Source organism: Marinospirillum minutulum DSM 6287 (genome assembly GCF_000422325.1).
Taxonomy (GTDB): Bacteria; Pseudomonadota; Gammaproteobacteria; order Pseudomonadales; family Halomonadaceae; genus Marinospirillum; species Marinospirillum minutulum.
Window position 1 is genome coordinate 325486 of record NZ_KE383818.1, and the last position, 18879, is coordinate 344364.

The following is an 18879-nucleotide window of genomic DNA, read 5'->3' on the forward strand; positions in this document are numbered from 1 at the left end:
CCTAGATTTTGATTGTTTTATTATATTTTATTATTAACCTAGTGTTGAGGCATGATATATTGATAGTATTTCCTCAGCTCTATTTTGCCAAGTATGTTCTTTTTGAATAAGTTTTTGTAGTTTTATAGTGTTGTTGTAGGAGTTATCTATATTATCGAAGAAGTACTTAATATTTTTTAATGAAGCTGCTATATTATCACGGTCATAAAATATTGGTTTTGATTTTTCTTTTTGGAAAATTTCATTGTAATAAGTTGACTCGGCTGAAAGGCACTGTGCACCACTCCCTAAAGCATTAAATAGTCTTTCGTGTGCACCATCAATAAAGTTATTGTTATCATTAGCAACTAATTTGTATTTAAAGTATAGCTTGTTTAATTCATTGACTTCTATGGGGTTGTATCTAGTAATGTTTTTATTTTTCGATATTTCATTGTCCCACTCACTTTTACCATATAAGTCAACCTGGTATCCATTATCAGTAAGCGCCTCTATCATCTTTAATCGTGATATATTTTTTTCGTAAAAGTCAATTTGCTGGACTGTTATGCTAAAAACAATTCTATATAGCTTTTCATTTAATTCTAAATTTTTGCTATTCATTGTTTTTGTAATTGTTTCTTCAATAGTTTCTAGTCGTTTCCTGTTATCTTTAACATCGCTTATAAACTCTTTTAAGAATTTATTATTTAAATCCTCCCATGTTTTTTTTGATGGTTTACGAAAGCTGCCAGCAAAAAGAATCTTATTGCTTCTTTTTTTAAAATCGTTTAAGTTATCTGTTTTTTGTGTTTTTATACTGGCTGCAGCAAAAGTTGACTTTAAATAGAATTGATCTTTAGAAAAAATATTTTTAGTGAAATCTAAATGTGACTGACCATTTAGTAAGGGTATATATCTATTTATTTTATTGGATAGCCTATCTATGTGTAAATGAGGATGGTCACCAAAAGCTGTAATATACGGTACACCCAGTAAATCATAAATACTATCGCTACCAATTTTCAAGTCAGACATTATTGCATTAAAGCAGAAGAAAAAATTAACGCCTTTTTTTATTTCTGCATCAAGGTCATTAAAGAAATCACTTGATAATCCATCTAAGACTATAGGTTCCATACCTAGCTCTTTAAAGCCTATACTTATCTCATCAACACAGTGTCTTAAAACATCATATTGTGATTGACCCTTAAATAAGATTATTCTCATGAATATTTCCTTGTAAGTAATTTTAATATTGTTAGAGGTGGTTTTTTTGTTGTAAATATAAGATCACTTATGTTGTTTTAGTGAGCTCAAAAACTTACCTTCCATTTCAAGTAGATCTCGTTTTCTGTTTTTAATTTTCTTGGCGGGATTGCCAGCATAGATTGAGAATTCTTCACAGTTTTCTATAACTAAGCTCAAAGCTCCGATAGCAACGCCTTCATGTAGATTTACTCCTGGCAGTATTACTGATCCGCTTCCTATAATTACATGTCTACCAATAAAGACATCTGAATGATTTACATCAGCAAACTCTTTAGGGATCATTGGGTTTGTTAATGAGCTTCCTGAGTAATCATCGTTGCTTGAATAAATAGATACACGAGAAGACGCTCCACTAAAATCATTAAAAGTTATTTTTCCTGAACCTATAATAAGTGTATAAACTGCAATATGTACAAAATTACCAATTTCTATACCACCTTCACCTGCAGACAAAACACAAAAATCATCAACTCTTACATTGTTGCCTATAGAAATATTTTTACAATTATAATAAGAAGCTTTATTAGAAAGAAGAATGTTTTCTCCTAGCTGCTTAAACCCCATCGATTTTATTTCATCAGCCGTTAAATATGCCATAACTTTACCTATTAGCTTTTAAAATAATTGTTTGTTTTAATTATCTTTTTATGTTGATTGTTTTTTAAGTCTGGATAAATCGGCAAACAAAGTATTCTTCCTGCTATATATCTTGAGTTTTTACACTGTTGCTGGCTATTTAAGTATTCCAAAGTATCTAAACTGGGGTGGAAGTATCGCCTTGGTTGGATATTGTTTTCATTCAATTTAGCTTGGGCTTTTAATAGCTGTTCTTCTGTTTCAAATAATACGGGTGCGTAGGCGTGGTTGTTGTTGCCGTGGGGGTTCCATTCTTGGTAGCTTAAATAGCTGGGTAGTTGCTGCTGGTAGGTTTGCCAAATGGCTGCTCTACGTTCTTTTATGGTTTTTATTTCATCGAGTACACATAAGCCCATGGCTGCTTCAAATTCATTCATCTTGGCGTTGGTGCCTAAACCTTCAATACTGCTTGGCCCTGTAATGCCAAAATTAATCAGTAGGCGTATTTTTTTGGCTAGTTCGTCATCCTTGGTGATGATTGCACCACCTTCTATAGTGTGGAATAACTTGGTGGCATGAAAGCTTAGGGTGCTGATATCGCCATAGTTTAAGACGCTTTGGTTTTTGTATTCAGAGCCAAAGGCGTGGGCGGCATCGTAGATAACTTTAAGTTGGTGTTTATCGGCAATGGCTTGAATGGCTTCAACTTCGCAGGGGTTACCAAACACGTGAACGGGTAGGAGGGCGCTGGTGTTAGGAGTGATTTGTGCTTCTATTTGCTGGGGGTCGATATTAAAGGTGCGTGGGTTAATATCGGCAAATATAGGGGTTAGACCTTCCCATAATAAAGTATTAGTGGTGGCAACAAAGCTAAAGGGGGTGGTGATGACTTCACCCGTAAGGTTTAGGGCTTTGTAGGCAACTTGTAAGGCTAGGGAGCCATTGGCAACGAGTATTAAGTTTTTAACGCCTAAGTATTGAGTTAGGCGCTCTTCTAGCTTTCGCACCAAGCTACCGTTATTGGTTAGCCAACCGCTTTCATAAATTCTATCCACATAGGCTTGGTATTTAGCCTTGCTGGGTAGGTAAGGCTTGGTTACGGGGATCATGGTTTATTCCTAGGCACGCTACCGCCCCAGGATTTAAGTGCTTTCCTGAGGACTTGTATAAAATTAGGCCTAAATTGTATCGGCTTCAGGTTAAGAATATTAAGAGGCTTTGTATTAGTTTGGTTAGTAACTAGGGGTTTAGCGCTAGGCTAAAGGCTGCGGTGTTGTTTAGGTTGCGGCCTATAAGTTCGACTATTAGGGTGTTAAGTATTTTTGAGTGGCTTACACCTCGCCCAAAACGGTAGCTAATTCTTATTAGGTCTTGGGTGTCTAGTTTTTTCTGTTCTGCACCTATGGCACTGAGTAGGGTTCTTAGTAGTAGGTAACGTGCCATTAGGTTGGTCCAGCCATCCATCAGGTTTTCACTCTTCATGGGGAAGAGGCTGCCTAGTAACCAGTTAACGACTAGGTTTTCTAGTGCGTGGGGTTGTTTCTTTTCTAGGTTGGTTAGGTACTTTTTACGGGCTTTGTCTAGCTGGTTTAGGTGTTCTGTACCTAGGGGTATTTTGGCAGTAATGTTTAGGCCTTTTAATGCACGAGTTAGCTCTTCGTTAAAGGCTGTGTGTTGCTGTTGGTGTTCGCGTCTTAGGGTGTTGAGTATAACTAGACCTAGGCTGCCATCGCTTTTTTTGTTGAGTTCTATGGCTTGTTCTTCAAAATAACCTTCTTCTACCAAGCTGTAAAAAAGCCCTAGGGTTTCTTCTAGTTTGTCTTCTTGGTTTGCTTCTATGAGTGGCTGTACTTTTTGGATTAATAGCCCACATATAAATAAACGCATTTCTAGGCTTTGTTCGCGGTGGCGAAGTAGGGTTATTAAGCCTTGCAGCAATTGGTAGCGGGCATTAAAAGCATTGGGTACATCTACACCGGATGCGTAGGGGTTGGGTGGAATGGCTACGGGTGCAAAGTCTAGTTCTAGGGCATCGGGCTGGGTAATGAGTGATTTGGCGGCTACTGGGCAGGAATCGCTTAGGGTAATTAGTAGGTCTTCGCCTAGTTGCTGAATGCTGCGTGGGTAGGTGGTGCAGGTTTGGCAAAGGGCATTGGGACCAAAGTTTTTAACCAGTTGGCAAAGACCGCTGGTATCTTGCAGGCTACAGCGGTTGGTTTTTGGGTCCATCTTGAAGTAGCCAGGTATTGTGTCTTTTGTGGTTAGGTCGCGATTTTCAGCTATTTTGTCTTCTACTAAGGGTATAACTGCTGGGTTGGTGCGGTAGCCGCGGTAGGTTTCTGCATCTATTGCGACTTGCCAAGTGTGGCAACAGTTGTCTGGGCACTTGCTTCCTGTGCAGCTAAAGTTTCTTACGTAGCGTGGGGCAAGGGCATCGTGTTGCATGGGTTCTTCCTTAAAGTAGAGAGTTGCTGAATTCTAGCAGTTAAGGCGGGTTAAGGGCAAAAGCTTAGCTATGGATTGCACGAAGGGGCGACCTGCGGGAGCATTCTACGTTTGAAGCCACGGATTGCACAGATAAGCATGGAAGCAGTTTCTAAGGTTGCGGCTTTAGCCCAACTTGTCGGCCTGAAGGGATGACCTGTGCTTTATTAGCCACGGATTGCACGGATAAACACAGATGGCGTTGGTGATAAAGCAGCCTTATTGGCTGCTTTATTGCTTATTAATCACTGCGTAGTTGGCTTATTTTTTCTAGGGGTAGGTTTAGCACTTCAGCTATTTGCTCATCGTTAAGTACACCGAGTGATAACAGTTGGCGAGCAGAAGCGAGTTTTTCTTGTAAAGCACGTTCTTCTGCTTCTTGACGGCCTTCTTGACGACCTTCTTGAAGTCCTTCTTGAAGTCCTTCTTGTCGGCCATGTTGGATTGCTAAACGGTCGAATGTATTAATATAAGGCATTTTCTTCTCCTCTTGGATTTGATCCACCAAGGTTTTAAACTCTAACTCGAGTGGTGCTGGCAGTTTTATCATCCAATCTAAGATGTTAAATAATTCTACAACTTGTTCTTTGCTATAACCACGTTCAAAAAGGCTGCGGATTAGACCTACTTTACTGCTTAATAATAGCTCACTGTCTTTGACACGTTTGGCTTTAATTTGTGCCATAACCACATGGGAAAAAATATTATCACTGGTTTCTAGGGCTTGCCAGTTGGCTTCCCAGTCAATTAGCTTGGCTACTGGGTAAGAAAATACTAGTTTAAGCCCCCAGTGTTGGAAGTTAAAGGTATCTGGCCAGTAATTGCGGTTGGTATCGGCTAACACGGCTAGGCTTAAAACTTTCATTTTGTGGCGGTCTTTAATGCGTGACCAATAAGTGTGCATTCGTTCGGCAAATGCTTTTTCGGTGCTGCCTTGCACTTCAATGTGAATTAGCACCCATTCTTCACTGCCGTCTTTGGCATAAACCTTGATGAGTTGGTCGGCATAACGGCGGCCTACTTGGGCATCGGCGGTAATTTGTTGGAGTTCTTTATCTAAAAAGCTGTGCTCTTTAGTCCAGTCTATTTTGTCGTGAATGTCGGTAAATAATAGCTGTAGAAATTCTTTAAAATATTTTTGTAAAGCTACTTTCCAAGGGCTATCTTGGTCGGTTCTAGTGGCTTGCTGTTGGCTTGGGTTGTTGTCGTTCATTAAGGCTCCCTCCCAGTGTTTTGTGTTAGTTAAACTTAGCAGCTGGGTGGGGTTTTCGCTAGGAAGAAGAAAAGCTAAGCCACGGTTTGCATGGATAAGCACGGAGGTAGTTTTGTAGGTCAGTCTTTAAGCTGACGGGTTTTGCTAAATAAACTTTAGGTCTAGTTGGAAGTTTTTAATAATTTTGACGTTTAGGCAACTGCGTAAAAAACTATTCATTGCGGCCATATTGTTTGATAAATAGAAGTCGAGCATTAGGGTGTTGAATTCTTGTTGACGTTTGGCTTGAACATTAACAATAGGATAGCCCGCTGCTAGCAAAATACCATTCATCATAAAACGGCCTGTACGCTTGTTAACATCCCAAAAAAACTGGGAGCGTGCCATTTGCAAGAAGGCTGTAATGGCTTGGTCATAGATATCTTTGGTGCTTTCAACTTGCCGCTCCACCTCAATCCATCTGATATCTAGTTCGTCAGGTGCTGGTGGCTCGTATTCGGAGCCAGCGATAGAAACATAGCCTGAACGAAACTTGCCCCACTCTAAAGCTTCTTCTTGTCCTGCAATAGCATGAATTTTTAATGCAGTTTCTTTATTGAATTGAAACTTACCTTGTTCTACTAGGCTGAAAATAAACTCCCAAGCTTTGCCTTGGTTCAGTGCCATATTTTGATCACTAAGCCTGTGTCCACCCACCGTAATTCCATCAAGTAGTGTCTGAACTTCTGGCAAAGTCATAGCTACACCTTCAAGGTTAACGGCATCATAAACCAAGGCGGGAATATCCCTTTTAGCAAGCTGTAGTGCTAAAGGTATATTCGGCTTCATTTGCCACTGGGTTTCTGTTGCTGCTGTCATGGCTATCTTCTTGAAAGTGTGATGAAATTACTGATATTCGGCTGGTTACTGAGGTACGTATTAGGCTCCTAGTTTTTCACCTAGTACATTTTCTACCCACTTATTCATACTCAAGCCACTTTCTTTTGCTGACTTGGCAACGGCAGCGTGTAGTTTTGGCGCGATTCTTAGCATTAAGCGGCCACTTGCTGGGTTTTCAGGTTTTTGATTTAGCTGAGCACAGGCTTCTAAGTAGTCTTCTATAGATTGGTGAAAGTTGTGTTCAAACTCTTCTATTGATACGGCGTGAAAAACGATAGTGTCAGTGATATTTAATACTTTACCTACAATAATTTTGTCATCAGCATCAAACTCCATGCTGGCGGTAAAGCCTTTGTATATCATTTGGTTGTTCAAGGCTTAACTCCTATTGAAATTAGAAACTCTTTAACTGCTTTAACTCGGTATTTTAAGGATTCTTTTTGTGGGTGAGGTCTATGAAAATAGGCTCGTTTGCCTTCTAGTTCAAAGGTAACAGATGAACCTGAACCTTCGATTACTCTACACCCTAAACTTCTTAATAAACTTTCGATATCTGACCAAACAAGGTTTCCATTTATTGGGTTTTTAAAGATAGCTAACAAGGTTTTTTTCTGTTTAGTGTTCATCTACAAATGATAGCAAGCTTTTCTGCTTGTGCAATCATGCGTTGTTAGTTGGTTATTCTTTTATTAAATCTAACAAGTATTGCCCGTAGCTGTTTTTGCTTAATTGTTGGCCTTGTTCTTTTAGCTGTTCTTTGCTTAACCATCGGTTGTGGTAGGCGATTTCTTCTAGGCAGGCTATTTTGTAGCCTTGGCGTTTTTCTATGGTTTCTACAAACTGGCTGGCTTCTAGCAGGCTTTCATGGGTACCGGTATCTAGCCAGGCAAAGCCTCTACCTAGTTGTTCTACCTGCAGTTGGCCTTGCTCTAAGTAGGCTTCGTTGATGCTGGTGATTTCTAGTTCGCCGCGGTGAGAAGGTTTTACTTGTTTGGCAATTTCTATCACTTGGTTGTCGTAGAAGTAGAGGCCGGTTACAGCAAAGTTAGATTTAGGTTTTGCGGGCTTTTCTTCTATTGAAATGGCGTTCATTTGCTTGTCGAACTCGACTACACCAAAGCGTTCGGGGTCTTTTACTTGGTAACCAAAAACGGTGGCTCCAGTGGGGCGTTGAATGGCTGCTTTTAGTTTGGGTGTAAAGCCTTGGCCGTAGAAGATGTTATCGCCAAGTACTAGGCAAACATTGCTGTTGCCAATAAATTCTTCACCAATAATAAAGGCTTGAGCTAGGCCGTCGGGGCTGGGTTGTTCGGCGTAGCAAAGTTGAATACCAAAGTCGCTGCCATCACCGAGTAGTTTTTCAAAGTTGGGTAGGTCTTCAGGGGTTGAGATTATTAACACTTCACGAATACCAGCCAGCATCAGTACCGATAGTGGGTAGTAAATCATCGGCTTGTCGTAGATGGGTAGCAGTTGTTTGGAAACACCTTTAGTGATGGGGTGTAAGCGAGTACCGGTGCCGCCTGCTAGGATAATGCCTTTGGTCTTGTGGCTCATTTTGCTACTCCTAAGCGTTCACGCTGGTAACTGCCATCTTGCACGTTTTTGCACCATTGTTGGTTATTTAAATACCATTGCACGGTTTTGCGTAGGCCGGTTTCAAAGGTTTCTTTGGGCTTCCAACCGAGTTCTTTTTCTATTTTTCTGGCATCTATGGCGTAGCGACGGTCATGGCCTGGGCGGTCGGTGACATAAGTGATTAGGGATTTATAACTTTGTAAATCTTGTAGGTCGGCTTTTAGGCTGTCTTGTCTGGCTGAAGCCCGACCTACATCTTCTATGTTTGCCCGACCTACAGATGGGGCATCATTGTTTAACGGACGGAGTTCGTCGAGGATTTCGCAGATGGTTTCAACAACTTCGATATTTTGTTTTTCGTTGTGGCCGCCAATATTATAGGTTTCGCCAATTTTACCTTGGGTAGCCACTAAATAAAGGGCTTGGGCGTGGTCGTCTACATAAAGCCAATCACGAATTTGGTCGCCTTTACCGTAGATGGGTAGCGCTTTGCCTTCTAGGGCGTTAAGTATGACTAGTGGAATAAGTTTTTCTGGGAAGTGGTAAGGGCCGTAGTTGTTGGAGCAGTTGGTTATTAGTGTAGGGAAGCCGTAGGTACGTAACCAAGCTCTTACTAGGTGGTCTGAACTGGCTTTACTGGCAGAGTAAGGGCTGCTGGGTTCGTAAGCGGTTTGTTCAGTGAATAGCGGTAGCTTTTCATTTTGTAGGTCGGTCTTTAGGCTAGCTTGTCGGGCTGAAGCCCGACCTACAGTGTCAATATCATCATCAGGGTGAGGTAAGTCACCATAAACTTCATCGGTTGAAATGTGGTGGAAACGAAAAGCTTGTTTGCATTTTTCTGATAGGTTGTTCCAATAGCTGCGGGTGGCTTCTAATAGGGTGTAAGTACCGACTATATTGGTTTGTATAAATTCTGCAGGGCCATCAATAGAACGGTCTACATGACTTTCAGCGGCTAGGTGCATTACCGCATTGGGTTGGTGTTGTTTTAAAACGCGGTCTAATTCTTCTCGGTTGCAGATATCGACCTGTTCGAAAGCGTAGCGGGGGTTGTCGCTAACTTCTAGTAGGTTTTCTAAATTGCCTGCATAGGTGAGCTTATCTAGGTTCACAACACTATCTTGGGTGTTGTTTATAATATGACGAATAACCGCAGAGCCAATAAAACCAGCGCCGCCGGTAACAAGAATTTTCATGGAGTTCTCTAGAGTAATTTAAAAGCAAGCCACGGATGACACAGATTAAACACGGATAAGAGCAAAAGTAAAAGCGGAATGGGTAAATGGGTACTTCTGCTAAGTCATTTCTTTAAAATAATTTTATTCTAGCGCTGTTTGAATCTAGCTGCTATACTCCGCACTCAAATTTCGACACGCTGTGTGCGTGTTCCCTGCATTGGCTGACGTTGCCCCTTCTGTTGTGTATCGGGCCCACGCCCGCCCCTGCGTTTCTTAAGTACCACAGGTATTATTAATGTCTAATGACGTGACTTTACCAGCTTTTAGTGAGCTGGGTCTTCCTGATTTTCTTCTTTCTGCAGTTGAATATCCTACTCCTTCACCTATCCAAGCACAGACTATTCCTTTGTTGCTAGATGGGCATGACATGATCGGTCAGGCGCAAACGGGTACCGGTAAAACCGCTGCTTTTGCTCTACCGCTTCTAGCTCGTTTAAATTTATCTGCCAAATTGCCTCAGGTTTTGGTTTTAGCACCTACGCGTGAATTGGCGATGCAGGTCGCTGAATCTGTTGAAAAATATGGCGCCAACATGAAGGGCGTTAAGGTTGCTAATTTGTATGGCGGTGCTGAATACCGTGATCAAATTCGTGCACTACGTTCTGGCGCTCAGGTAGTTGTAGGTACGCCAGGCCGTGTTATGGATCACATGCGCCGTGGTAGCCTTGATATTTCTGCACTACAAACTTTGGTTTTAGATGAAGCAGATGAAATGCTTCGTATGGGCTTTATAGATGACGTTGAGTGGATTCTTGAACAGACTCCTGCTGAGCGCCAAGTGGTTTTATTTTCTGCCACTATGCCTGATGTGATTCGTCGCATTGCCCAGCGCCACTTGAAAAATCCTAAAGAAGTACGCATTGCTGCTAAAGCGCGTACTGCAGATACTGTAAGCCAGCGTGTTTGGATGGTTGCTGGTTTGCCTAAGCCTGAGGCTTTGGTTCGTATTCTTGAAGCTGAAGAAACCGATGGCGTAATTATTTTCACCCGTACTAAAGCAACCAGTGCTGATTTAGCAGACTTTTTAAATAAGCGTGGTTTGCGTGCTTGTGCTTTGCACGGCGATATGGCGCAAAATCAGCGTGAACAAGCGGTTGATCGCTTGAAAAAAGGCGGCCTAGATATTCTAGTTGCTACAGACGTTGCTGCTCGCGGCTTAGACGTAGAGCGTATTAGCCACGTTATTAACTATGACCCACCCCATGATAGTGAGTCTTATGTACACCGTATTGGTCGTACTGGTCGCGCTGGTCGTAGTGGTCAGGCTATTTTGTTTGTTGGTCACCGCGAAAAGCGTTTGTTATTCAACCTAGAGCGCAGCACTGGCCAGCGTATTGAGCCAATGGAATTGCCTAAGGCTGAAGTGATTAACGCCAAGCGTAGTGAGAAGTTTAAAGAGCAGGTTATTCACTCTTTACAAGCGCGTGATATTGAACAGTACGAAAAACTGTTACAAGAACTTCAGGCTGAAACTGAAGCAGATCCACTTCGTATTGCGGCTGCCTTGGCTAAAATGTTTCAAGGTAATACACCTTTATGGGTTGAAGATGTGAAAGTTCGTGCACCGCGTGAAGGTGGACGTGGCGAGCGTTCTGACTTTGGTGGTGATCGCCCGCGCCGTGAAGGCGGTGGTCGTGGTCGTTCACGCGAACTAGAAGCAGGCATGAAGCGCTACCGTATGCCAATTGGTCGTACGCACGGTGTTAAGCCAGCCAACATTGTTGGTGCTATAGCAAACGAAGCGAATATTTCTAGCCGTAATATTGGCCGTATTGATATTCAGCAAGACTTTAGCACGGTAGATTTACCTGAAAGCATGACTAAAGCAGTTTTCCAAGCTTTAGCGCGTGTGCGTGTTTGTGGTGTGCCCATGAACTTAACTAGCAGCAATGCACCTTCGGGTTCTTCTGCTAAGTCAGGTAATGATGAAGGTGGTCGCCGTCCTTTACGTCGTCGTGCCCCTGCTTCTGCTTAAGAGCTAAAGCTATTACAGTCTAAATACAGGCTGTAATTTATTAACCGCTAGTGTGTTATGCACTGGCGGTTTTTTATTGCCTGCAAATAGCAATGGTTCGCACTTGCATTCTTGCTAGCCCTAAGTTAATCTTGTTGAGAAGTGTTAGCATTCAATACTTGATTGAACTTAATTAAAGGGCTGCGGCTATGTTTGTGTGTATTTGCAAAGGCATTACTGAAAAACAAATTAAAGTTTCGGTTGCTGAAGGCGCATCTAGTGTAAGGGACTTGTACCGTGAACTAGAGCTAGGTAGCCAGTGTGGTAAATGTGTAGGTTTTGCACGCCAAGTTTTAACCAGTGAGCTGGCTGAGTGTACCTATTATGATGCTGCCGTAGTTGCTTAATTTTGCCTAATACCTTAAAGCAGTTTACTATTAAGCCTGAATTTGCAAGCCAGCCTTCTTCTGGGCAAGCCAGCTCCCAAGCAACTGCAACTATCTTCAGGGTGCTTTTCTTATGCAAGGTAACAGCCAAGTCTTAAGTCAGTTAAATAAGGTTTTAACCCTTGAACTGACTTCCATCAATCAGTATTTCCTTCATGCGCGTATGTGTCGTAATTGGGGTTTTGAGCTGCTGAACCATAAAGCTTATAAAAAATCCATTAAAGACATGAAACAGGCCGATGCATTAATCGAGCACATTCTTTTCTTAGAAGGCCTTCCTAACCTACAACACCTAGAGCGTTTACGTATAGGCGAGAACACGGCAGAAATGTTGGTGTGTGATGCCGAGCTACAGCAAACGCAATTAAAGCTTTTACGTGAAGCCATTGCTTTGTGTGAAACAGAGCAAGATTACATTAGCCGTCAGTTGCTAGAAGCGATTCTTGAATACGAAGAAGAGCATTTAGATTGGATAGGCACTCAGCAGCATTTAATTAAAGAAATTGGTATTGAAAAGTATTTGCAGACCACCATTCATACTGGTAATGGAGAATAAATTATGCAAGGTAATCAACGTGTTATTGCAGGCTTAAACAAACTTTTAGCTGGCGAGCTAACGGCTATGGATCAGTATTTTATTCACTCTGCCATGTACGAAGATTGGGGTTTGGGTAAGTTGCATGAGCGCATTGCGCATGAATTTGATGATGAAAAACAACACGCGAGCATGTTAATTCAGCGTATTTTATTTTTAGAAGGCACACCAGACATGGTAACGCGTGAGCCTATTAACGTAGGTAAAGACGTTAAAGCAATGCTTAGCAATGATTTACAGCTAGAGTATTCAGTAACTGCTTTGCTGAAAGAAATTATGGCGGTGTGTGAGGAAGAGCAAGATTATCAAACCCGTGAAATTCTACGCATTATGCTAGATGATACAGAAATGGATCATGCCTACTGGTTAGAAAAGCAGTTAGGTTTAATTGAGCGCATAGGTGTGCAGAATTATCAGCAAGCTATGATGTAAACTGCTTTCTAGTTGTTGGGTTTAAACCCTAGTTGTTTAGTGAAAGCTAAGCAACTAGGGTTTTTTATTGCTAATTAAAATGTAGTAGGAGTGGTGCTAATAAACTAAGTGAAATAGCTAGGCTGGTGAGTTGAAACCAAAGTTTGTCTAGCATGCTGGTCTCCTTTAAGTTGTACTGGCTAGGTTAACGAGCTAAAAACTTCACGTAACTTTAAGTTTTCTGCTTGCTGGTCTTCGCATGAGCCTTGAATTTGTACAACCAGCTCGCCTTCTGATCCAAAAATTTCTAGTGAGTTAATCCATCCGCAGCCATCATTACAAGGTATGCGGCTTATAAAGGCGTATTCAAACTGGCTTGGCTCTAGTTCGGCATGGCCTTCTTGCCAATCTAGGTGTAGGCAGTTCTTTTTAAAGTGGCTGGAAATAACGGCTTGATGCGTGGTGTGCTTGCTACCATTACTAAATAGGGTGAAGCTAAGTGGTAAGTTTAATGCTTTTGCTTTGCTAATCAGTTGGTTGAAGCTGTTTAAAGAAACAGAGCGTGCAAGCCTTGGGCTAAGCGAACAAAGGGCTGCAAAATAGGTGGTTTGGTGTTGGTTAAGCAAAATGGGTATTTGCTTAACGTGGGTAATGGCTAGCCATTCCTCTTCTAGCTTTTTAAGGTTTTTAGCTACCTTATGTTCTGCTTTTTGATCAAAAAGGGATGTGCCAAAAAGGGTGTTTTCGAAAAAACTATTTTCAAAAAAAGACCTAAGAAAGATTTCTTTTTCTTGCATATTAGCCAAAGCATTCATTTTTAACTCCTTGGAAGTTCCTGTAGGAAAAATGCGCTGGCTGGCTTAGGTTATTGCTTGGCTTGCTGTGCGCTTAATTGTTGAGCGATTATTACTTGGTCATTAGTTACTTGGTTAAAATGAGTTTCCCTCGGTTAGTAATGCGTAGGGTGTAGGTTTCCCCTTCGTGTTGAATAAAAACCTGTCGCTTTTCACCAAAGAGGGTTTCACTGGTTATGCAGGGGGTGTCGGGGGTGTTATTGGTTTTGCTCATAACCGGCTAGGCTTCTACTTTTTAATGGTTGTTAAGTTGAAGTTTAAGTCTAGTTGCAAATGATAATGATTGTCAAGTAAGTTTTTTTCTAGAGCCTTTCTAATACTTGTGGCCTTGCTTAGTGCTCACTCAGTCAGCCACCAATGCACCTCAAAAATTGAGGTGCTAAAAAAAAGCGACTCACTTTAAAATGAGTCGCTTTTAAGTTTCGAGCCTGTAAGAGATTCTTGCAAGTTGCTAGTATTTTATAGAGGTAGTAAAAAAACAAAAGGTTATTCAGTAAACGGTGCTTTAAGCGTTAGCGGTATTTTGTGCTTTAGCAATCATCTCTTTTTGATCTTTAATAGCTTCTTGAACTACTTTGGCATAAAACTGGTTTTTTTCATGAATTGAAGCAAAGCGAAAAAAGTCGGACAAGGATGTTGAGGTGATTTTTTTGCGTTTGGTATCGTTCACTGTATTTATCTCCAGTACTTAAAATCTGTTATTGCCTAGATTATATTAGTTAGGTGGTTATGGCTGATAGAAAATTGCATCTAGCATTGCAGCACGCCCCATCCAGACTTGTGAAGCTTCTTTGTTTTTTGGTTTAGGTGAGTTCCACCAAACTGAGTCCATTATTCTGCATATAACATCATCCCAGTAGATATCATAGTTTAGCCCTGATTGTGTAATACCAAAATCTTTGCATAACTGCACTTTGTTTTTTGAATCAAGACAAACAAATTGATCAGGCCTTTTTAAAGCTAATAAACGGCTAGCAGTACCAATACCGTCTCTTCCATTAGGAAATGCTTTGGTGAACTCTTCAATATAAGCATTATATTCATCACGAGAAACAAGACCCTGTAATGGAATATGATCTAAAGCGGCAGAAATATGAGGGTTGTTTTCATTTACTGCTTGGTGGTAGTAGCCAGCTCCGCTCATGCTACCGAACCATCCCCAGTCATCTACATTTAAATTATTTGGTAATCCCGCTATAGTTTTACGGACACCAAGTTCCATTTCGCTGAATGATTTGTGCTCTGAGAAATAGCTTCTAACTAAGCTAAGAATATCGCATCGTTTTTGAAAGCCATGAAAGGGGTCAGCCTTAACTCCTTCAAGAAAGTCTTGCCATGACATAACCATAATCTTAGTGTGAATGGGTGACTTACCAGTACTACTTATATTGTAAGTACCTGAAACACGCTTAAGTGCTGCTTGCTGCGCTTTCCATAGATCACGGTATTTGGAGACTTCGGTAGTAGCTACAACTTCACCTTGTTCCCAGTACTCAGAAATAATTTCTTCAGTTTGTAGTCGAAGATCTTCATCTGTATCGTTTGATGAAGCGTGAAGCATTAGTTCAGTATTTTTAGTGAAAGCACCTTTTGTTAAATTGGCACTTCCAATTAATAAATCCCATGAACAATTAGACCAAAAAAGAAAAACTTTGGGATGAAAAACGCCTTGAGGCTGTAAGATGAAGTGGCAGTTTTTAAAGCCTTTAAAAGCAGCAAGAACATCAGGATGTGTTTGATAGAAATGTGTACCAATAACAGCTTTTTTTATTTTTTTACGACCATCTGATAGTGCATTAAATGCATCTGTACCCGCGCTAGCCCAAGCAACTGCAAAAGATATGTTTTCATGTATTTCTGCAAGCTGTTCGATTTTCTTATTGAGCGTATTCCCACCTGTAACTAGCTTCATCATTATTTTCCTTTAATGTGGTTTTTTATATTAAATTATTTCCTAGATTAGCGATAAAAAAGAATTACCTGGATTCAACTCTCAAGTGCAACTCATTAAACTTTTTGATTGCATTTAACGCCTTTTTAATTTTCTTAGCTTCCTTAATGGCTTTATCTGTTATTTCTTGCACTTTTATATTACCCCCTAAGCTACAAGCTTCTGGCACAGGCCACGGCTGATGCCCAGGCCCATTGGAAGTTATAACCACCGAGCTGGCCGGTAACATCTAACACTTCGCCTATAAAGCGGATTTGTTCTAAACCTTTTACGGCAAAGCTTTGTGAGGAGATTTGCTGGGTGTTAATACCGCCGAGTGTTACTTCCGCAGTTCGGTAGCCTTCTGTACCTGCTGGTTTAAATGTCCAGTTTTCTAAGGCGTAAGCCAGTGCTTCCAACTGATTATTGCTGGCATCGGCATTGCGCTCGGGAAGTTTTATGCCTTGTGTTTCAAATAGGCTAATTAACACACTAGCTAGGCGCTTGGGTAGTTGTTCGGCTAACCAGCTGCTGAAATGAGCGCGTGGGTGGTTTTGGCGTAGCTGTAGCAGGGCTTCTACTAGGCTATTTTTTTGTAATGCATAGTGGGGTAGCCAGTTAAGGCTGAGTTCATCGCCTGCTTGCCAGTAGCTAGAAATTTGTAGCATGGCAGGACCTGAGAGCCCTCGATGGGTAATTAACATTGGCTCGGTAAAGGTTTGTCCGTTGCAACTAACGCTAACATCACAACTTAACCCTGAAAGGGGCGCAAGTTGGGCTTTAAGTTCTGGGTGGAGGGTGAAGGGCACTAAACCAGCTCGAGTAGGAAAGACTTCTAAGCCAAATTCTTTAGCTAGGTCGTAACCCCAGCCAGTGGCACCTAGGGTTGGAATGGATAAACCACCCGTAGCAACCACTAGAGCGCCTGCATCTATTTTACCTAGGCTGGTGGTTAGTTGAACGCTATCAGCAGTGGTGTTTACTTTTTGCACACTGGTTTTCATTTGCGGTTTAACGCCTGCCCAGTCGGCTTCGGTTAATAATAGCTGTTGAATGTCTTTACTGGAGTTGGCACAAAAAAGCTGCCCTGGGGCTTTTTCTACATAATCTATGCCGTGGCGTTCAACCAGTTCTAAAAAATCATGAGGGGTATAACGTTTAAGTGCGGAGATACAAAAATGGGGATTAGCCGACAAGAAGTTAGCGGGTGTAGTATTTAGATTGGTGAAATTACAGCGCCCACCGCCGGACATTAAAACCTTTTTGGCAGGTTTGTCGCTATGGTCTAGCAGTAAAACACTTTTGCCTTGGTAACCTGCCGTAGCTGCACACATTAAGCCAGCAGCGCCAGCGCCAATAATAACTACATCTGCTGTTTTGCTCATGTGCTTAAGTGTCTCTTATTGGTATTTATTAATCTTTAATATACAACGAAAAAACCCACCTTTCGGTGGGTCTTTTTAGCTTCTTAACAACCTAGGGTTGATTAGATAGCTTCAATTTTCGCAGCTTGCTTGCCTTTAGGGCCAGTAGTCACTTCGAAAGATACTTTCTGATTTTCTTGCAAAGACTTGAAGCCTGATGCTTGAATTTCAGAGAAGTGTGCAAAAAGATCGTCGCCGCCATCGTCTGGAGTGATGAAGCCGAAACCTTTAGTGTCGTTGAACCATTTAACGGTACCAGTTGCCATATCAAAAATTCCTATATTTCTGTTTAGTATTTTTGAGTCAATCTATCGAAAATTCGTCTAGGGTTTGACTCGGTGTTGCGGGAATCAAGATAGTACGAATGACGAACCTACTGTTACCGATATTTCGATTACAACTGCGTTACGACACTTCTTTCTTGCTACCTTGCTGCCTACGATTGTTAGACTGCGTTATATTTAGAACTTAGTCAAGTGCTTTTAGCTTTATCGCTGGTTTATAGTGGTTTAAGCTAGTTTTAAGGGGTCTAACTCACCGGCAATAAGCGCAAGCTTCTTATTTCTAGGCAGTTTTTTAATTTGGTATTCCAGTTTTAAAGCTTGGCTATGGTTAAGCACTGGGCAGGAAAAAACCAATTTAAGTGGTCCTTTTCCTCTTAGGCTACGTGCTGTTTTATGGTTATTTGCTTGGTGTTCAGCAAAGCGCCGCTCTACATCACGGGTAATACCTGTGTAGAGCGCACCTGAAGCTTGTTCAACTAAATAAAGATACCAGCTAGGTTCTTGTAAGCTAGGCATCTTGGTCTAAATCACGGTCTGAAAAGCCAATAAGGTAAAGAATGGCATCTAAACCTAGGGTAGAAAGTGCATGGCGAGCCGTTTGCCTAACCACTGGCTTGGCACGGAAGGCAATACCTAAACCGGCTAAGCCAAGCATAGGTAAATCGTTGGCACCATCACCCACGGCTATGGCTTGTTCTAGGTTGATACCTTCTTTATTGGCTATTTCTTGCAATAACTGTGCTTTACGTTCGCCATCTACTACCTGACCAACCACCCGCCCTGTTACCTTGCCATTTTCAATTTCTAGCTGGTTAGCATGAACTTCATCTATGCCTAGTTTTTGTTGCAGGTACTCACCAAAGTAGGTGAAGCCGCCAGAAAGTATGGCGGTACGGTAGCCAAGGCGTTTGAGGGTGGAGATTAGTTTTTCAGCGCCTTCAGTAACCGGTAGGCGTTCTGCAACCTTGGCTAGAACCGAGGCATCTAAGCCTTTTAACAAAGCCACGCGGGCACGGAAGCTTTCGCTGAAATCTAGCTCGCCACACATGGCGCGTTCAGTAATAGCAGCAACTTCAGCACCTACACCGGCTTCTATGGCTAGCTCATCTATCACTTCCGCTTCAATGAGGGTGGAGTCCATATCAAAAACCACTAGGCGGCGATTACGGCGGTAGATATTGTCTTCTTGTACGGCAATATCAACTTCTAACTCGCCAGCTAGGGCTAGAAAATGGCGACGCAGTTCAGCGGTATCTAGTGTGTCGCCACGTACAGAAAACTCAACACAGGCACGGCCCTGTTGTTCAATATGCGACATGCTAACTCGCCCAGATAGGCGGTGAATTCGGTCAATGTTTAAACCGTTTTCTGCCACGGTTCGGGTGACACGGGCAATTTGTTCAGCAGTAATGCGGCGGCCTAAGAGGGTAACTATATAACGGCCTTTACCCTGCCCACCTACCCAGTGTTCATAACTGGTTTCTGAAACGGGTGAAAAGCGAATTTGCATACCCCATTCGTGGGCTTTAAAGAGTAATTCTTGCAAAACAGGGGAGTTTTGCGCGGCAGGGGGCAGGTGAGCTAACAACCCAAGTGCAAGGGTGTCGTGAATAACTGCCTGGCCGATATCGAGGATATTCACGCCATAACTAGCAAGAATTTCACTAATTGCAGAGGTAATACCTGGGCGATCATGTCCGGAAAGGTTGATCAAAACAATGCTACGATCCTGGGTTTTCATCGAGTGCCTGTAAAATAGTTC

22 protein-coding genes are annotated in these 18879 nt (G+C 41.9%); 4 read left to right on the top strand and 18 right to left on the bottom strand.

What is annotated here, in order from left to right; genetic code table 11:
- Positions 1–33: 33 nt before the first annotated feature.
- The 10 genes from H571_RS0111110 to H571_RS0111155 all read right to left on the bottom strand — a co-directional run bounded on the left by H571_RS0111110 (position 34) and on the right by H571_RS0111155 (position 9177).
- The gene (locus H571_RS0111110; protein ID WP_027849373.1) at positions 34–1209 is read right to left on the bottom strand and encodes a glycosyltransferase family protein; all 1176 of its coding nucleotides are present in this window, start codon (positions 1207–1209) and stop codon (positions 34–36) included.
- 63 nt (positions 1210–1272) lie between these two features.
- Positions 1273–1848: an acyltransferase gene (locus H571_RS0111115; RefSeq protein WP_027849374.1), complete on the bottom strand. Its 576-nt coding sequence runs from the start codon at positions 1846–1848 to the stop codon at positions 1273–1275.
- 11 nt (positions 1849–1859) lie between these two features.
- On the bottom strand, positions 1860–2936 hold the full coding sequence (locus tag H571_RS0111120; protein WP_027849375.1) for a DegT/DnrJ/EryC1/StrS family aminotransferase: 1077 nt from the start codon (positions 2934–2936) through the stop codon (positions 1860–1862).
- 130 nt (positions 2937–3066) lie between these two features.
- A complete protein-coding gene (gene fliB / locus H571_RS0111125) occupies positions 3067–4272 on the bottom strand; it encodes a flagellin lysine-N-methylase (RefSeq protein ID WP_027849376.1) in 1206 nt (401 codons plus the stop codon).
- 280 nt (positions 4273–4552) lie between these two features.
- A complete protein-coding gene (locus H571_RS16150) occupies positions 4553–5524 on the bottom strand; it encodes an RpnC/YadD family protein (RefSeq protein WP_036218335.1) in 972 nt (323 codons plus the stop codon).
- 144 nt (positions 5525–5668) lie between these two features.
- Positions 5669–6382, bottom strand: coding sequence for a Fic family protein (locus tag H571_RS0111135; RefSeq protein ID WP_027849378.1), 714 nt, complete (start codon positions 6380–6382; stop codon positions 5669–5671).
- Positions 6383–6442: 60 nt separating this feature from the next.
- Positions 6443–6778, bottom strand: coding sequence for a type II toxin-antitoxin system HicB family antitoxin (locus tag H571_RS0111140; RefSeq protein ID WP_027849379.1), 336 nt, complete (start codon positions 6776–6778; stop codon positions 6443–6445).
- On the bottom strand, positions 6775–7005 hold the full coding sequence (locus H571_RS0111145) for a type II toxin-antitoxin system HicA family toxin (RefSeq protein WP_211219790.1): 231 nt from the start codon (positions 7003–7005) through the stop codon (positions 6775–6777). The genes H571_RS0111140 and H571_RS0111145 overlap by 4 nt, the downstream gene beginning before the upstream one ends.
- 76 nt (positions 7006–7081) lie before the next feature.
- Complete coding sequence (rfbA, locus tag H571_RS0111150; RefSeq protein ID WP_027849381.1) at positions 7082–7960, bottom strand: glucose-1-phosphate thymidylyltransferase RfbA; 879 nt, start codon at positions 7958–7960, stop codon at positions 7082–7084.
- On the bottom strand, positions 7957–9177 hold the full coding sequence (locus H571_RS0111155; protein ID WP_027849382.1) for a GDP-mannose 4,6-dehydratase: 1221 nt from the start codon (positions 9175–9177) through the stop codon (positions 7957–7959). Before H571_RS0111155 ends, rfbA begins: the two co-directional genes overlap by 4 nt.
- 277 nt (positions 9178–9454) lie before the next feature.
- On the opposite strand from H571_RS0111155, the gene H571_RS0111160 reads away from it, so the two are divergent.
- From H571_RS0111160 to bfr (H571_RS0111175), 4 genes are all read left to right on the top strand, one after another.
- On the top strand, positions 9455–11194 hold the full coding sequence (locus tag H571_RS0111160) for a DEAD/DEAH box helicase (protein WP_027849383.1): 1740 nt from the start codon (positions 9455–9457) through the stop codon (positions 11192–11194).
- A 188-nt stretch (positions 11195–11382) separates the two neighbouring features.
- Positions 11383–11580: a bacterioferritin-associated ferredoxin gene (locus tag H571_RS0111165; RefSeq protein WP_027849384.1), complete on the top strand. Its 198-nt coding sequence runs from the start codon at positions 11383–11385 to the stop codon at positions 11578–11580.
- 112 nt (positions 11581–11692) lie between these two features.
- Entirely contained in the window at positions 11693–12175 is a 483-nt protein-coding gene (gene bfr, locus H571_RS0111170; protein ID WP_027849385.1) for a bacterioferritin, read from the top strand.
- A 3-nt stretch (positions 12176–12178) separates the two neighbouring features.
- Positions 12179–12646, top strand: a complete 468-nt coding sequence (gene bfr, locus H571_RS0111175) for a bacterioferritin (protein ID WP_027849386.1) — start codon at positions 12179–12181, stop codon at positions 12644–12646.
- Positions 12647–12825: 179 nt separating this feature from the next.
- On the opposite strand, the gene H571_RS0111185 is transcribed toward bfr (H571_RS0111175), so the two are convergent.
- The 8 genes from H571_RS0111185 to serB all read right to left on the bottom strand — a co-directional run bounded on the left by H571_RS0111185 (position 12826) and on the right by serB (position 18858).
- The gene (locus tag H571_RS0111185; protein WP_027849387.1) at positions 12826–13440 is read right to left on the bottom strand and encodes a hypothetical protein; all 615 of its coding nucleotides are present in this window, start codon (positions 13438–13440) and stop codon (positions 12826–12828) included.
- 106 nt (positions 13441–13546) lie between these two features.
- A complete protein-coding gene (gene hemP, locus H571_RS15860) occupies positions 13547–13693 on the bottom strand; it encodes a hemin uptake protein HemP (protein WP_084482802.1) in 147 nt (48 codons plus the stop codon).
- Positions 13694–13984: 291 nt separating this feature from the next.
- Complete coding sequence (locus H571_RS15960) at positions 13985–14149, bottom strand: hypothetical protein (protein WP_169445776.1); 165 nt, start codon at positions 14147–14149, stop codon at positions 13985–13987.
- Positions 14150–14206: 57 nt separating this feature from the next.
- On the bottom strand, positions 14207–15391 hold the full coding sequence (locus tag H571_RS0111200; protein ID WP_027849389.1) for a phospholipase D family protein: 1185 nt from the start codon (positions 15389–15391) through the stop codon (positions 14207–14209).
- A 191-nt stretch (positions 15392–15582) separates the two neighbouring features.
- On the bottom strand, positions 15583–16794 hold the full coding sequence (locus tag H571_RS0111210; RefSeq protein ID WP_027849390.1) for a BaiN/RdsA family NAD(P)/FAD-dependent oxidoreductase: 1212 nt from the start codon (positions 16792–16794) through the stop codon (positions 15583–15585).
- 101 nt (positions 16795–16895) lie between these two features.
- A complete protein-coding gene (locus H571_RS0111215; protein WP_027849391.1) occupies positions 16896–17099 on the bottom strand; it encodes a cold-shock protein in 204 nt (67 codons plus the stop codon).
- A 243-nt stretch (positions 17100–17342) separates the two neighbouring features.
- Positions 17343–17633 carry a GIY-YIG nuclease family protein gene (locus H571_RS0111220; protein WP_027849392.1) on the bottom strand — a complete coding sequence of 97 codons (291 nt, stop codon included), beginning with the start codon at positions 17631–17633 and terminating at the stop codon, positions 17343–17345.
- Positions 17626–18858, bottom strand: a complete 1233-nt coding sequence (gene serB, locus H571_RS0111225; protein ID WP_027849393.1) for a phosphoserine phosphatase SerB — start codon at positions 18856–18858, stop codon at positions 17626–17628. The genes H571_RS0111220 and serB overlap by 8 nt, the downstream gene beginning before the upstream one ends.
- Positions 18859–18879 lie beyond the last annotated feature (21 nt).

Bases quoted from the DNA above. Each gene is read 5' to 3' on its own strand.
- H571_RS0111110 (WP_027849373.1), bottom strand. From the start codon at position 1,209: ATGAGAATAATCTTATTTAAGGGTCAATCACAATATGATGTTTTAAGA.
- H571_RS0111115 (WP_027849374.1), bottom strand. From the start codon at position 1,848: ATGGCATATTTAACGGCTGATGAAATAAAATCGATGGGGTTTAAGCAG.
- H571_RS0111120 (WP_027849375.1), bottom strand. From the start codon at position 2,936: ATGATCCCCGTAACCAAGCCTTACCTACCCAGCAAGGCTAAATACCAA.
- fliB (WP_027849376.1), bottom strand. From the start codon at position 4,272: ATGCAACACGATGCCCTTGCCCCACGCTACGTAAGAAACTTTAGCTGC.
- H571_RS16150 (WP_036218335.1), bottom strand. From the start codon at position 5,524: ATGAACGACAACAACCCAAGCCAACAGCAAGCCACTAGAACCGACCAA.
- H571_RS0111135 (WP_027849378.1), bottom strand. From the start codon at position 6,382: ATGACAGCAGCAACAGAAACCCAGTGGCAAATGAAGCCGAATATACCT.
- rfbA (WP_027849381.1), bottom strand. From the start codon at position 7,960: ATGAGCCACAAGACCAAAGGCATTATCCTAGCAGGCGGCACCGGTACT.
- H571_RS0111155 (WP_027849382.1), bottom strand. From the start codon at position 9,177: ATGAAAATTCTTGTTACCGGCGGCGCTGGTTTTATTGGCTCTGCGGTT.
- H571_RS0111160 (WP_027849383.1), top strand. From the start codon at position 9,455: ATGTCTAATGACGTGACTTTACCAGCTTTTAGTGAGCTGGGTCTTCCT.
- H571_RS0111165 (WP_027849384.1), top strand. From the start codon at position 11,383: ATGTTTGTGTGTATTTGCAAAGGCATTACTGAAAAACAAATTAAAGTT.
- bfr (WP_027849385.1), top strand. From the start codon at position 11,693: ATGCAAGGTAACAGCCAAGTCTTAAGTCAGTTAAATAAGGTTTTAACC.
- bfr (WP_027849386.1), top strand. From the start codon at position 12,179: ATGCAAGGTAATCAACGTGTTATTGCAGGCTTAAACAAACTTTTAGCT.
- H571_RS0111185 (WP_027849387.1), bottom strand. From the start codon at position 13,440: ATGAATGCTTTGGCTAATATGCAAGAAAAAGAAATCTTTCTTAGGTCT.
- hemP (WP_084482802.1), bottom strand. From the start codon at position 13,693: ATGAGCAAAACCAATAACACCCCCGACACCCCCTGCATAACCAGTGAA.
- H571_RS0111200 (WP_027849389.1), bottom strand. From the start codon at position 15,391: ATGAAGCTAGTTACAGGTGGGAATACGCTCAATAAGAAAATCGAACAG.
- H571_RS0111210 (WP_027849390.1), bottom strand. From the start codon at position 16,794: ATGAGCAAAACAGCAGATGTAGTTATTATTGGCGCTGGCGCTGCTGGC.
- H571_RS0111215 (WP_027849391.1), bottom strand. From the start codon at position 17,099: ATGGCAACTGGTACCGTTAAATGGTTCAACGACACTAAAGGTTTCGGC.
- H571_RS0111220 (WP_027849392.1), bottom strand. From the start codon at position 17,633: ATGCCTAGCTTACAAGAACCTAGCTGGTATCTTTATTTAGTTGAACAA.
- serB (WP_027849393.1), bottom strand. From the start codon at position 18,858: ATGAAAACCCAGGATCGTAGCATTGTTTTGATCAACCTTTCCGGACAT.